The following is a 13,675-nucleotide window of genomic DNA, read 5'->3' as shown; positions in this document are numbered from 1 at the left end:
CAAGCCCGGTCAGCCGGTCACCCGTCGGATCGTCGCGATCGGCCCGATGGCGTTGATCAACGACACCTTCACCGGCTCGCCCGCGGTCGGAGCGTGCACCGCGTACGTGCCGTCGATCGCCATGGCCACGTGCCCGAGGTCGGCGTAGTAGAGGATCAGGTCGCCTGCCTTCACCTGGTCGCGGGGCACGGCGTTGCCGACCAGCGCCTGCACGTAGGTGGTGCGCGGGATGGACACGCCGACCGACTTGTACGCGGTCTGCATCAGCCCGGAGCAGTCGTAGGTGTCCGGCCCGATCGCACCCCACACGTAGGGCTTGCCGAGCTGCGCCAGCGCGAACTTCACCGCGTCGCCCGCGGCACCGGTGGGCAGCGGCACGTTGATCGACGGCCCGGTGTTGGTCAACCGGGCCAGGTCGGCGGGGCTCAGCACGCCCAGGGCCTGCCGCACGTCACCGGACTTGCCGTCCAGGTTCGCCTTGCGCTGCTCGGCCAGCGTCACGGCCGCCGCGGCCTCGTCGGCCAGCCGCTGGGCGGTGACCCGGTCCTCCTCGGCCTTCTTGCTCGTGGCCTCGACCTGGTCGCTCGCCTCCTTCGCCTTCTTCTGCGCGTCGAGCGCGTCGTCGGCGGCCTTCTGCGCGGTCTTGACCATCTCGCCGTGCCGCTCGGCGTACACGTCCATGATCATCGCGGCGTCGAGGTACTCCTCGGGCGACTCGCTGCTGAACACCGCGGCCAGCCCGTTGAGCCGCAGCCCCTTGAACGTGATCTCGACCAGGGTGTCGACCTCGGCCTGCAGCGTGATGGCCTGCGCGTGCGCCCGGATCTCGATCGTCTTGGCGGCCTCCTCCGCCTTCACGGCGTCGGCGGCGGCCTGCTTGGAGTTGCTCGCCGCGGTGGTCGCCTTGTCGGCGGCCTCGCGCTTGTCCGCGAGGTTCTGCTGGGCGGTGAGCGCGTCCTGGTTGGCCAGCGCGGCGGCCTGGCTCGCCTCCAGGTACTTGGTCATCTCCGCGGTGTTCGGGACGGCGGGCTGGCCCGGCACGGTCGGCGTGGGCAGCGGAGCGCTCGGCGTCGAGGACGTCGGCGGCGTCGTGCTCGTCCCGCTGGAGGGCGGGGTGGTCGTCGTCGGCGGCTTCGTCGTCGTGACCGGGGGAGTCGTGGTCTGCGGCGGCGTGGTCGTCGTCGTGGTGACCGGCGGGGGAGTCGTCGTGACCGGCGGCGGGGTGGTCGTCACCGGGGGCGGGGTGGTCGTCGTGGGGACCGCCGAGGACGGGTCCGGCTGGGCCAGCGACGCGGGTGCCCCGCTGACGAGCACCACGGCGACCACAGCCACCACCACAAGACCACGCATGTACGTCACCCCTCCCAGCACACCGCGAACTAGGAGCCATGTAATCACGGTGAGTGGTCAGTTCGCTGTGAGCTGCCTGAGAATCTGTCCCTCTGAAGTGCGAAAACTGAGAAAATCCTGATAGACCGCGTGACCAACCGCGTTCTTGTCACCCGCTCCGGTGAACTCGTTCCGCTATACCACTCCCCGACGTCCGGCGCCGGACAACGGCCGGATCCGCCGCGTCGCGGGAGGTCGGGGCCCCGGCACTACCGTGGACGCCGTGATCATCCTGCCGAACGACCCCCTGTCCCAGCGCGTCCTGGACTTCGCCCGCCTGCACGTGGTGCCGCCGATCCTCAACCACAGCATCCGCACCTTCCTGCACGCCTCCGCCATCGCCGCGCGCGAGGGCGTCGAGCACGACCGCGAGGTGCTGTTCCACGCCTGCGCCCTGCACGACCTCGGCACCGCCCACGCCTTCGACGGCCCGGTCCGGTTCGAGGTGGAGGGCGCGGACGGCGCGGCGGCGTTCCTGACCGCGGAGAAGGTGCCGGCGGACGTGGTGGACCAGGTCTGGGAGGCCATCGCGCTGCACACCTCGGCGCAGATCGCCGAGCGGCGCGGCCCGATCACGATGCTGACCCGGCGCGGTGTGGTCGCGGACTTCGACGAGCCGGACCCGGCGTTCGAGGAGCAGTTCCCGCGCTGGGACATCGAGCGCGAGCTCAAGCGGCTGGTGGTGGACCAGGTCGCGCACAACCCCGCCAAGGCCCCCAAGGCGTCCTGGGCCGGGTACCTGACCCGCGGCAGCGTCGAGCCGGACGACTTCTAGATCGTTCTACAGAACCTTGACGCCCTGGAGGTGATGTGTAGACACTTGTGACGAACCCCACAACGAGGAGGGTGTTCGCATGGAGGTCTCGTTCGACCGTCACCCCGACTCCTACCGCCACTGGAAGCTGCGCGTCGACGGCCCCGTGGCGTGGCTGGAGATGGACGTCGACGAGCAGGGCGGCCTGGTACCGGGCTACGAGCTCAAGCTCAACTCCTACGACCTCGGCGTGGACATCGAGCTGCACGACGCCACGCAGCGGCTGCGGTTCGAGCACCCCGGCGTCCGCACCGTGGTGCTGACCAGCGCGAAGCCGGGGGTGTTCTGCGCGGGGGCCAACATCCGCATGCTGGCGGCGTCCTCGCACCCGTGGAAGGTGAACTTCTGCAAGTTCACCAACGAGACCCGCAACGGCATGGAGGACGCGACCGAGCACTCCGGCCAGGCGTACCTGGCGGCGGTCAACGGGACCTGCGCGGGAGGCGGGTACGAGCTGGCGCTGGCCTGCGACCGGATCGTGCTGGTCGACGACGGCTCCTCCACCGTGGCGCTGCCCGAGGTGCCGCTGCTGGGCGTGCTGCCCGGCACCGGCGGGCTGACCCGGCTGGTGGACAAGCGGCGGGTGCGCAAGGACCGCGCGGACGTGTTCGCCACCCGCAGCGACGGCGTGAAGGGCAAGACCGCCGTCGAGTGGCGGCTGGTCGACGAGCTGGCGCCGCGTCGGGGGTTCACCGAGGCGGTCGCCGCCCGTGCCGCCGAGCTGGCCGAGTCCGGCACGCGGCCGCGGGACGCCGTCGGCGTCGAGCTGACCCCGTTGCGGCGGAAGGCCACCGCCGACGGGATCGAGTACACCCACGTCACCGCCGCGTTCGACCGCTCGGCGGGCACCGTCGCGATCACCGTGCGCGGTCCGCGCGAGGGCGCCCCGTCGTCCGTCGCGGCGCTGCACGAGCAGGGCGCGTCCGGCTGGCTGCTGGCCTCGGCGCGCGAGCTGGACGATCTCATCCTCCGCCTGCGCACCAACGAGACCGAGCTGGGCACGTGGCTGATCCGCACCGACGGGGACCCGGAGCTGGTGCTCGCGCACGAGCGGGTCGTGCTGGAGAACGCGGCGACCGACTGGCTGTGCAACGAGGTCCTGCACCTGTGGAAGCGCACGCTGAAGCGGCTCGACGTCACCAGCCGCAGCCTGGTCGCGCTCGTCGAGCCGGGCGGCTGCTTCGCCGGTGTGCTCCTGGAGCTCGCGCTCGCCGCGGACCGGCAGTACATGCTCGACGGCCCGCCGGTCGACGACGAGGACAGCCCGGAACGCGCGTCGGTCACGTTGTCGCGGGCCAACTTCGGGCCGTTCCCGATGGGCAACGGCCTGACCCGGCTGCGGTCGCGCTTCTACCGCGACGAAGACCACGTCGACCGGCTGGCGCGGGAGTCCGACCGGCCGCTGTCCGCCGCGGAGGCCGATGGGCTCGGCCTGGTGACCGAGGCGCCCGACGACCTCGACTGGGACGACGAGATCCGCCTCGTCGTGGAGGGCCGGGCTGCGCTGAGCCCGGACTCGTTGACCGGGATGGAGGCGAACCACCGGTTCGTCGGCCCGGAGACCGTGGAGACGAAGATCTTCGGCAGGCTCGCGGCCTGGCAGAACTGGATCTTCACCCGCCCGAACGCGTCCGGCCCCGACGGCGCCCTGCGCCGCTACGGCACCGGGCGGAAGGCCGTTTTCGACAGGAATCGGGTGTAGCGATGCCGGAGAAGATCGACTACGACGACAAGATCCCCAACAACGTCAACCTGTCCGGCGACCGCAGGCTCCAACGCGCGCTGGAGGGCTGGCAGCCGAAGTTCCTGGACTGGTGGGGCGAGATGGGGCCCACGCTGCGCACGAACGGCGTGTACCTGCGCACCGCGGTCGCCGTCGGCCGGGACGGCTGGGCGCACTTCGACCACGTGAACGTGCCCGACTACCGGTGGGGGATCTTCCTCGCCGAGCGCGACGCCGACCGGCGGATCGGCTTCGGCGAGCACGCCGGGGAGCCGGTGTGGCAACAGGTTCCAGGGGAGTACCGGGCCGACCTGCAGCGCCTGATCGTCATCCAGGGCGACACCGAGCCCGCCTCGGTGGAGCAGCAGAAGCTGCTGGGGCTCACCGCGCCCAGCCTCTACGACCTGCGCAACCTGTTCCAGGTCAACGTGGAGGAGGGCAGGCACCTGTGGGCGATGGTCTACCTGCTGCACGCCTACTTCGGCAAGGAGGGGCGCGACGAGGCGGAAGGCCTGCTGCTGCGCAACTCCGGCAGCCCGGACGCCCCGCGCATCCTCGGCGCGTTCAACGAGGAGACGGCGGACTGGCTGGCGTTCTACATGTTCACCTACTTCACCGACCGGGACGGCAAGTACCAGCTCGGCACGTTGAAGGAGAGCGCCTTCGACCCGCTGTCGCGCACCTGCGAGTTCATGCTGAAGGAGGAGGCGCACCACATGTTCGTCGGCACCACCGGTGTCGACCGCGTGGTGACCCGCAGCGCGCAGCTGGTCAGGGAGAACGACACGCTGGAGATCGGGGCGTGCGGCGGGATCCCGTTGGACGTCATCCAGAAGTACATCAACTTCCACTTCACCGTCTCGCTCGACCTGTTCGGCGGCGAGACCTCCACCAACGCCGCCAACTACTACACCGCCGGGCTCAAGGGGCGTTGGCAGGAAGGTCGCCGCAAGGACGACCACCGGCTCACCGAGGGCGGCACGGTGCTGGAGAAGCCGACGGCCGACGGGACCTGGACGACCGACGAGGTGCAGACGCTGCTGGCGTTGAACCTGGACCTGCGCGGCGAGTACATCGCGGACTGCCGCACGGGTGTGAAGCGGTGGAACAGGATCCTCGAGGAGAACGGGATCGGCTTCCGGTTCTCCTTGCCGCACCCCGGTTTCAACCGCGCGGTGGGGCTCAACGCGGGGTTCCGCGTCACGCCGGACGGCACTATCGTCGACGAGGCGACGTGGGCCGCGAACCGGCGGAAGTGGCTGCCCACGACGGAGGACCTCGCGTTCGTCCGGTCCCTGATGCACCCGGTCTACGAGCGGGGCAGGATCGCGAGCTGGGTCGCACCACCGGTGAACGGCGTCAACGACAAGCCGTTCGACTACGAGTACGTCTACCTCCCCTGAGGCGGATGCCATGCCGACTGCCGCTCCCACCACGTTCAACGCCGCCGACCACCTGGTGGGCAGGCACCTCCGCGAGGGCGACGGCGACCGCACCGCCGTCGTCACCCCGACCCGTTCGCTGACCTACGCCGAGCTGGACGCCGAGGTGCGGCGCGTCGCGGCCGGGTTGCTGGCACTGGACGTGCGGCCCGAGGAACGCGTCCTGATGTGCATGGTCGACGAGGTCGAGCTGTTCACCGCGATCCTCGCCACCATGTTCGTCGGCGCGGTCGCCGTGCCGTCGTCGACCATGCTGACCGGCCGCGAGCTGCACGACATCGTGGTGGACTCGCGGGCGCGGGTGGTCGTCGGGTCGGCGGACCACGCGGGCGCGGTACGGGTCGCGGTCGCCGACGCGCCCGACGTGCGGCACGTCGTCCTGGTCGACGCGGACGTCGACGGGCTGCCGCCCGGCGTCGAAGGCGTCGCCTGGCAGGACCTCCTGCGCGACGGGCCCGCGGAACCCTACGCCACGTGGCCGGACTCGCCCGCGTTGTGGCTCTACACCTCGGGCACGACCGGCGTGCCGAAGGCCGCGATGCACCGGCACGGCAGCATCCTGCTGGTCGCGCGGGACTACGCGGGCGGCGTCCTCGGCATCACCCGCGACGACCGGTGCCTGTCGGTGGCGAAGCTGTTCTTCGCCTACGGCATCGGCAACTCGCTGTTCTTCCCGCTGTCCGTCGGCGCGACGGCGCTGCTGGAACCCGCTCGGCCCAGCCCGGCGCTGTTCGCCGCCCGCGCCGCGCGCGACGGGGCGACGCTGCTGTTCGGCACCCCGAGCTTCTGGGGTCCGCTGCTGGTCGCCGACGTGCCGGATGACGCGTTCTCCTCGGTGCGCCAAGGGGTCTCCGCGGGGGAGGCGCTGCCCGCGCGGATGTTCGAGGGGATGCGCGACCGGTTCGGCGTCGAGGTGCTGGACGGCATCGGGTCCACCGAGATGCTGCACATCTACGTGTCCAACCGGCCCGGTCGGGTGCGGACGCGGTCGTCCGGCACACCTGTGCCCGGTTACGACGTGGAGCTGCGCGACGAGCGCGGTGCCGTGGTCGACGCGACCGGGCAGCCGGGTGAGCTGCACGTGCGCGGCGGGTCGGTCGCGACGGGGTACTGGTGCCGCACCGAGACGTCGCGCGCGGTGTTCCTCGGGGCGTGGACGCGGACCGGCGACACCTACGTGCGCAACGACGACGGCACGTTGAGCTGCCTGGGGCGGTTGGGGGACATGCTGAAGGCGGGCGGGATCTGGGTGACGCCGAGCGAGGTCGAGGAACGGCTGCTGGAGCACCCGGACATCTCGGAGGCCGTGGTCGTGGGCGTGCTGGACGCCGACGAGCTGGACAAACCCGTCGCGTGCGTCGTGCCGGTGCCGGGGCGCGAGGTGGACCCGGACGACGTGATCCGGTGGTGCAGGCAGGGGTTGGCGTCGTTCAAGCGGCCGCGGGCCGTGGTCGTGCTGGCGGAGCTGCCCAAGACCGCGACCGGGAAGATCCGCCGCAACGTGCTGCGCGACCTCGTCCGCGGCGACCTGGCGCTGCCTACGCCATGACGGTCTCCCAGTGCCGCTGGGAGTCCGCGCGCCAGTCGTCGTGCTTGCGGTGGAACAGGTCCGCGGCCTTCGCGCCGCTCCAGTTCGGCGGGAGCAGCCGCGCCGGCAGGCCGGGGTCGAGGAAGGGGAACCGGCGCCACTCGTGCACCAGCAGCGTCTGCGCGTGCAGCGACTTCTGGCCGCTGGTGGGCGTTATCGCGGTGAACTCGTCGATGAAGTCCTCGTAGCGCTCCTCCAGCTCCCTGAGGTCCCAGGCCCTGGTCACCAGGTCGGCCTCCGCGCCGATCTCGCCGTGCTCGGCGAGGAACGACGTCACCGGCGTCTCCACGCCCAGCTCCGCCACGATCTTCGCCGCCTCCACCTGCCTGCGGGTGTTCGGGCTGACCCACACACCCGGCTGCGGCGACCCGAACCCCGCCCACGCCAACCGGGTCCGCAGCCGGTGCCGCAGGTCGCGCTGCGACTCGGGCACCGACACGAACAGCATCAGCCACCGCCCGTCCCAGCTCTCCGGCCCGCGACCGAACTCGTAGATCCGGTGCGCGCCCTCCGACAGCAGCCGGTGCCCCGGTTTCGTGAGGCTCCACCGCACCCGCCGCCCCACCCGCTCCGACTCCAGCCACCCCTCGGCCGCCGTCCGGGAAAGCGCCTGCCGCGCCGACTTCTCCTCGATGCCGAACATCGCCAGCACGGTGACCAGCGTCGACGTCCAGACCGGCACGTCACGCGGCAGCACGTACTCGCCGAGCACCGTCATCAAGACCGACCGCGCGCTGGCGTGGCTCACTTCCCGCCGTCTCGACACCCTCGGGTGTGCGACGTCCGTCATCTGCTTCACCAGCCTCGCCGAGGGGCACCATTCTGATACAACCGCGGTGACCCGCACAAGAACCGTGTAGAACGTCCACTCAGGACTCGGTGCGCAGCTTCCCCACCAGGTGCTCCAGCACCGTCGCGAACAGCTCGGCCTCCAGCGGCGTCCACTCCGCCACGATCCCGTCCAACCGGTCGACCACCTTCCGCCGCGCGGAGTCGATCGCACTCCGCCCCTCCGGCGTCAGCAGCAACAACGTCGACCGCGCGTCCCCCGCGTCCGGCTCCCTCCGCACCAACCCGGCCCTCTCCAACCGCGCCGCGTACCGCGTCGTCGCCGTCCGGTCGATCCCGATCTCGTCCGCCAACCGCGTCGAGCTCACCGGCTCCAACCGCGCGATCCCGCTCAACACCGGGTACGTCGTCTCGTCCACCCCCTCGACGTCCTCGACCAGGTTGTCGTACAGGTTCGCCCTGGTGGTGCGGCGGAGGAGGAGGCCGAGGGCGGCTTCTACGCGGGAGGCGGCGGAATGCACCCGATCAGTGTACGTGCCGGGGGCACGTATATGGTGTAAGGTCTGTTTTGCGTGCCGGGGGCACGTAGTTGTGACTCTTGGGAGGGGTAGCCATGTCGATGGTTCCGCAGGTGAGGGTGGATGAGGTCGGGTTTCTGGGGGCGGACGTGAGGGGGAGGGTGATCACGGAGTTCATCGCGAACGTGAAGTTGCTTCGGGTTTTGCCGGTGGGGAGTGTGGAGTACCGGGCGGTGGAGGAGAGGGTGCGGGGGTTGGGGCCGGGGGTGGGGGCTTCGGGGTTGTTGGAGGTGATGGAGCCGAGGGATGCGGAGGTGGTGGCTTTGCTGTCGGGGTGAGGGGGTGATGCTGGGGGTGTGGATCGCTGCCGAGGGCAAGGTCGGGAATCGGTGGCGAGGTCAAAGCGGGGTGTCGCTACCACGGACTCCGGGTGCGGTCGGCTTGACTTGGGGCCCCTATTTTTGGGCTTCGTCGGGCGAAAAAGGGCAGGTGGTAGAGCCTGCCCGCCGCCGCAAGTTTAAGCCCAAAAACCCCAAGTCAAGCCGACCGCACGAGCGGACGAGCGTGCTCGGTGTCGTTGTGGTCGAGCTGCTTGCTCGGTTGGGTGCTCACTCGGCAGGTTTGCTCGGTTGGGTGCGCGATCGGCTGGCCGGTCGGCTGGCTTGCTTTGCGTGTGGGTGCTGGCCGCTTGGCTCTCGGCGGCTGGGGTGGCTGACTGGTGCCTGAGTGGTCGAGGTCGCGAGTCGGGTGGGGGTGGCCTGACTTTGGGGCGCTTCGGTGGCGGTGCTGCGTCGCCGGGTGGTCTTCGATGCCGCAGGCGAGGCCCCTGGTGGTGGTTACTGGTGGGCGGCTTGGCGGGGGATGCCGATGCGGTAGGGGAGTTCTGCCCAAACGGTTTTGCCCCAGGTGCGTCGGGAGATGCCCCAGCGTTCGGCTACCCGTTCCACCAGCAGCAGGCCGCGGCCGCGGTACTTGCCCAGTCGGGATGTGCCCACCACTGGCATCAGGTCGGCTTCGCCGTCGTCGACTTCTACTCGCACTCCGTGCTGTTCAGGCAGCTCGGACACCCGTACCCGACATGGAGGGGTTGCGTGGTCGTACACGTTGGAGACCAGCTCGTTCACCAGGAGGACGGCGTCGTCGACGCATTCCTCCGACGCTCCGGTCAGCACATCGGTCACCCATTGCCGCACGGTCGACAGCGGCGGGTGCGGGAACCGGCTCAGGTCAAGCGACGCCGGCAAGCGCAAGGTCGGTTTCACGAGCCTCCCCATGAACATCAGGCCCGCCAACCGACGGACATCCATCCCAACGCCCACCGAGTACCCCTGTTCAGACCTGCCCACACAGCCCGAGCAGGCCGGATATCCATATATCTCCCAAACCACCCGCCCACCGGGCCCACAAGGGCCACCAGCGTCCACCAACCGCCCCCGATACCCTGCCCGCCGCAGGGAACCCATCGAACTCCCGACGAAGCTGCCGCACCGACAGGCAGGACCCGACACCTGCTCCGACGCAGCCCCCACCTCGCGACCGGCACAGCCGCCACCTCGCAACCGGCGCGGAGCGCCCGCCCATCTTGTTCCGACGCAAAGAGAGGGGTATCCCCACCCAAAGGCACAGCCGAGACCGGCCCAGCCCAACTCAGGCCTGCCAGCCCCGACGCGCAGCGAGGACCTCCAGCGGGGCGCAGCCCGTCACCCCCATCCGGCGCGGAGCGCCTGTGGCCTTGTCCGACGCGCAGCGAGGATGCCCTGTCGGCGCCAGCCGATGCCTGGTCCGCCGCGAAGCGCGGATGCCTGGTCCAACGGCGCAGCCGAGGATGCCTTGTCGGGCGTAGCCCGATGCCCGGTCAGGCGCAGCCTGATGCTGGCGTAGCCAGATCCACCCGGCAACCCGATCCGAAGCCATCTCTATGCTTGACACGCCTTGTCAAGACAGCTTCATCGTCTTGACAAGGGGTGGCAAGCATAGAACACTCGGCGAGCGGGTTGGAGGCATGTTCCCCACCACCCAACCCCAACGCCGGAAGAACCCACGACCGACCCTTGGCCGCGCATACCCACGGCCAAGGCCAAACCGGTCCAACTCCCTAAAACCCAACTACCCGAAATCCAACTACTCAGCAGCCTTCGCCGCCCGCTCCCTCCTCCGCTCCCTCATCTCCACGAACTTGCTCGCCTTCCCGTCCAGCACGCTCATGAACTCCGCCAGCTCCTCACGCGCCTTCTCCCCCTCACCGCCGAGGTTCGTCCGCTCGAACACCTTCCAGAACCTCAGGATCGGCATGATCACCTCGTCGTGGTGCAGCCTGAGGTCGTAGATGCCGGCGTTGGCGATAGTCGCTGAGCTGCGCAGGAAGTCGGAGATGCCGGCGCCGGGCATCTTGAAGTTCATGACTTCGTCCCGCACGGCCTGCATGGTCTCGTCGGGCTGTACCTCGAAGGCCGAGGTGACGAGGTTGCGGTAGAAGACCATGTGGAGGTTCTCGTCCGTGGCGATGCGGGCGAGCAGCTGGTCGGCGAGCGGGCAGTTCGTCGCGCGGCCGGTGTTGCGGTGGGAGATGCGGGTGGCGAGCTCCTGGAAGGACACGTACACGATGTTGCGGATCGCGGACTCGGTCTGGCCTTCGAAGCCGACCGACATGTGTTCCATGCGCTTGCGCTCGAGCTCGACCGGGTCGACGCCGCGGGTGACGACGAGGTAGTCGCGCAGGGCGATGCCGTGGCGGGCCTCCTCGGCGGTCCAGCGGTGCATCCAGGTGGCCCAGGCGCCGTCCTTGCCGAAGGACTGGGAGATCACCCGGTGGTACGAGGGCAGGTTGTCCTCGGTCAGCAGGTTGATGATCATCGCCGTCTTGGCGGTGGGGTCGAGCCGGGAGTCCTCCGGGCGCCAGTCCTCGCCGCCGAGGAACGCGAAGTCGCGGCCCTCGCTCCACGGGACGTAGTCGTGCGGCATCCACTCCTTGGCGATCGACAAGTGGCGGTCGAGGTTCACCTCCACGATCGGTTCCAGTTCGCGCAGCAGATCCGAGTCGCGGCGGTGGCTATCGCCAACCGTCACACCGATCACCCCGTTCTCAGTTCTGGTGGTGGGTCAAGTCGATTCCACCCTTGAGCCTACGTGGCCCAGTGGAGGTGGCCGATTGCCGAGGTGTGACTTTCCACCGGCGCCACATGGGGTAGGCGATGGCGACCAGGAGTGACACCGCGGGAATACCGCGGAGTAACACGTAGTCGATCAGCGGAACCGCGGCGGACGCGCCGATCACCCATCCGGGCGCGGAGGGGAACTTGCCTGGTGGGGTCCACGGGGTGCGCTTGCCGGGCTTGGCGACGGACAGCCACACCTGGGTCGCCAGGGCGGCCGCCATCAACAGGGATCCGAGTCGCATCAGTATCGGATTTCCTTGTTCGCCGAGGTCGAGATTGGGGCTGAGCAGGAAGATCCCGAGGTAGAGCTGGGACAACGTGATCACGAATTTCGCGAGGACCCACCAGTGCCGGAAATAGCCCCAGGAGGTGAGTGCGGAGAGCATGAAGCCGGTGTAGGCCGATGTCGTGGCCATGACCTGGAGGACGGCGGTGTCGATCACGTTGGCCATCTCGAACGCGCTCGCGCGCGTCGGGCCGGTCGCGCCCAGTCCGTACGTCGTCAAGGCGAACAGGGCTAGCGCCTGGCTCATCCAGCCGACCGGGCCGAGCACGTGCAACCACACCAGCAACTTCCGCTGCGCCACGAGAACCCCCCATAGGTAGCCGTGCGATGCATAGTACAGCTACGCATGGCCGCGCGGAGGCGGCGGATATCGTCACCGCGTTTCGCGAACGGGCCTGGAACGGTCCAGAAATCGCTGGTGAATCCACTTCCAATAACGCGCCTGCGCCGAATAGGAACCGGATGTCGTCTGATTCGTCCGCACCCCGTCGCCCGTCCTGGTGGATCCGTGCCCGGTTTCGGCCCGTTCCGCGCTCCCGAACACACCCCCGACCACGGCCCGAAAGCGCGGCGTCGCACCGGGTGGTGGGCCAACGGGCCTGCGCAGGCGCGGTCCGGGCGATCTTGGGGCGGTCCGCACAACGGTGTCCGGTTAACCGTTGGTACATGTGGTCACCACGCGGAATTCGCCTTGTCATTCGAATTGGTATCAGTACGCGCGCCGAGCTTGACAAGGCCGCTCAATGTGACCAATCCTCGCGCCAACTGACACGTTTCGGGGTATCCGACTCGCGGGCGAGCACCGCCCGCGGGCACGCCCGACGAGGAAGGTTCGATTCGTTGACTCCCACCCCAGTTGTGCGCTTGCTCGGCGTCGGAGCGCTGGCCATCGCGCTCGCCGCCTGCGGGGCCCCTCCCGCCAAGGAAAGCTCGTCCAGCGGCACCGCCGCGGCGACGGCCAAGTCCGCTGCCGACTTCGGTGGAATCGACAAGCTCGTCGAGGCCGCGAAGAAGGAGGGCACGCTGAACGTCATCGCGCTGCCCCCGGACTGGGCGAACTACGGCGTGATGATCAAGGCCTTCTCGGACAAGTACGGCATCAAGGTCGAGTCGGCCCAGCCCGACGGCTCCAGCGCCGACGAGATCAAGGCCGCCGAGCAGCTCAAGGGCGGTGACCGCGCCCCCGACGTCTTCGACCTCGGCCTGAACGTGGCCGTCGCCAACAAGGCGATCTTCGCGCCGTACCAGGTGGAGACCTGGGGCGACATCCCCGCGGAGCTGAAGGAGTCGAGCGGCCTCTACTACGGCGACTACGGCGGCTTCATGTCGATCGGGTACGACGCGGGGAAGGTGCCCGCGCCGACCAAGGTCGAGGACCTGCTCAAGCCTGAGTACGCGGGCAAGGTGGCGCTCAACGGCGACCCGACGCAGGCGGGCGCCGCCTACTCCGGCGTCGTGATGGCGGCACTGGGCAGCGGCGGTTCCGCCGACGACATCGCGCCCGGCGTGGAGTTCTTCAAGAAGCTCAAGGCGGCCGGCAACTTCCTGCCGGTCGACCCGTCGCCCGCGACGATCGAGTCCGGCCAGACGCCGGTCGTCATCGACTGGGACTACACCAACGCCGCCCAGACCGCGAAGCTCGCGGGCAAGATCGACTGGAAGACGGTGGTCCCGACCGGCGCCCAGATCGGCGCCTACTACAACCAGGCCATCAACAAGGACGCCCCGCACCCCGCGGCCGCGCGCCTGTGGCAGGAGTACCTGTACTCCGACGAGGGCCAGAACACCTACCTGCAGGGCCTGTCCCGCCCGGTCCGGCTGGAGGCCATGACGAAGTCGGGCAAGGCCGACTCCGCCGCGGCGGCCAAGCTGCCCAAGACCGAGGGCAAGCAGGTGTTCCAGACCCAGGAGCAGGCCGACAAGGCCAAGCAGGTCCTGACCGCCACGTGGGCGCAGGCGGTGGGCTGACCC

Annotated in this window: 12 protein-coding genes; 6 read left to right on the top strand and 6 right to left on the bottom strand. The window is 69.5% G+C overall.

Features of this window, described 5'->3' with window-relative positions; all coding sequences use genetic code 11:
* Positions 1-9: 9 nt before the first annotated feature.
* Positions 10-1,350 (bottom strand): C40 family peptidase, encoded by a 1,341-nt coding sequence (locus tag CLV43_RS20880; protein WP_170155937.1) that lies wholly within the window; start codon positions 1,348-1,350, stop codon positions 10-12.
* Positions 1,351-1,612: 262 nt separating this feature from the next.
* Here CLV43_RS20880 and CLV43_RS20870 point away from each other — a divergent pair, with 262 nt between their 5' ends.
* The 4 genes from CLV43_RS20870 (at position 1,613) to CLV43_RS20855 (ending at position 6,917) form a co-directional block, all read left to right on the top strand.
* Complete coding sequence (locus tag CLV43_RS20870) at positions 1,613-2,164, top strand: HD domain-containing protein (protein ID WP_211304456.1); 552 nt, start codon at positions 1,613-1,615, stop codon at positions 2,162-2,164.
* A gap of 79 nt (positions 2,165-2,243) precedes the next feature.
* Complete coding sequence (gene boxC / locus CLV43_RS20865) at positions 2,244-3,905, top strand: 2,3-epoxybenzoyl-CoA dihydrolase (RefSeq protein ID WP_106188932.1); 1,662 nt, start codon at positions 2,244-2,246, stop codon at positions 3,903-3,905.
* 2 nt (positions 3,906-3,907) lie between these two features.
* Entirely contained in the window at positions 3,908-5,329 is a 1,422-nt protein-coding gene (gene boxB / locus CLV43_RS20860; protein ID WP_106188931.1) for a benzoyl-CoA 2,3-epoxidase subunit BoxB, read from the top strand.
* A 10-nt stretch (positions 5,330-5,339) separates the two neighbouring features.
* Complete coding sequence (locus CLV43_RS20855) at positions 5,340-6,917, top strand: benzoate-CoA ligase family protein (protein WP_106188930.1); 1,578 nt, start codon at positions 5,340-5,342, stop codon at positions 6,915-6,917.
* Here CLV43_RS20855 and CLV43_RS20850 read toward each other — a convergent pair.
* Together CLV43_RS20850 and CLV43_RS20845 are read right to left on the bottom strand one after the other, a co-directional pair.
* A complete protein-coding gene (locus tag CLV43_RS20850) occupies positions 6,907-7,746 on the bottom strand; it encodes a PaaX family transcriptional regulator (RefSeq protein ID WP_106189320.1) in 840 nt (279 codons plus the stop codon). The genes CLV43_RS20855 and CLV43_RS20850 overlap by 11 nt on opposite strands.
* A gap of 79 nt (positions 7,747-7,825) precedes the next feature.
* Positions 7,826-8,266 (bottom strand): MarR family winged helix-turn-helix transcriptional regulator, encoded by a 441-nt coding sequence (locus CLV43_RS20845; protein ID WP_106188929.1) that lies wholly within the window; start codon positions 8,264-8,266, stop codon positions 7,826-7,828.
* A gap of 92 nt (positions 8,267-8,358) precedes the next feature.
* On the opposite strand from CLV43_RS20845, the gene CLV43_RS47865 reads away from it, so the two are divergent.
* Complete coding sequence (locus tag CLV43_RS47865) at positions 8,359-8,601, top strand: hypothetical protein (protein WP_106188928.1); 243 nt, start codon at positions 8,359-8,361, stop codon at positions 8,599-8,601.
* 498 nt (positions 8,602-9,099) lie between these two features.
* On the opposite strand, the gene CLV43_RS20835 is transcribed toward CLV43_RS47865, so the two are convergent.
* From CLV43_RS20835 to CLV43_RS20825, 3 genes are all read right to left on the bottom strand, one after another.
* A complete protein-coding gene (locus CLV43_RS20835) occupies positions 9,100-9,525 on the bottom strand; it encodes an ATP-binding protein (protein ID WP_170155936.1) in 426 nt (141 codons plus the stop codon).
* 859 nt (positions 9,526-10,384) lie between these two features.
* Positions 10,385-11,329 (bottom strand): acyl-ACP desaturase, encoded by a 945-nt coding sequence (locus CLV43_RS20830; protein ID WP_106189319.1) that lies wholly within the window; start codon positions 11,327-11,329, stop codon positions 10,385-10,387.
* A gap of 16 nt (positions 11,330-11,345) precedes the next feature.
* A complete protein-coding gene (locus tag CLV43_RS20825) occupies positions 11,346-12,005 on the bottom strand; it encodes a hypothetical protein (protein WP_211304455.1) in 660 nt (219 codons plus the stop codon).
* 557 nt (positions 12,006-12,562) lie between these two features.
* On the opposite strand from CLV43_RS20825, the gene CLV43_RS20820 reads away from it, so the two are divergent.
* Entirely contained in the window at positions 12,563-13,672 is a 1,110-nt protein-coding gene (locus tag CLV43_RS20820) for an ABC transporter substrate-binding protein (protein ID WP_245886840.1), read from the top strand.
* The last annotated feature ends 3 nt before the right edge of the window (positions 13,673-13,675 follow it).

The sequence above is a fragment of the Umezawaea tangerina genome (assembly GCF_003002815.1).
GTDB classification, from domain to species: Bacteria; Actinomycetota; Actinomycetes; order Mycobacteriales; family Pseudonocardiaceae; genus Umezawaea; species Umezawaea tangerina.
Note: the sequence above shows the minus strand (reverse complement) of the source record. Positions and strands in the feature narration are given on the sequence as shown.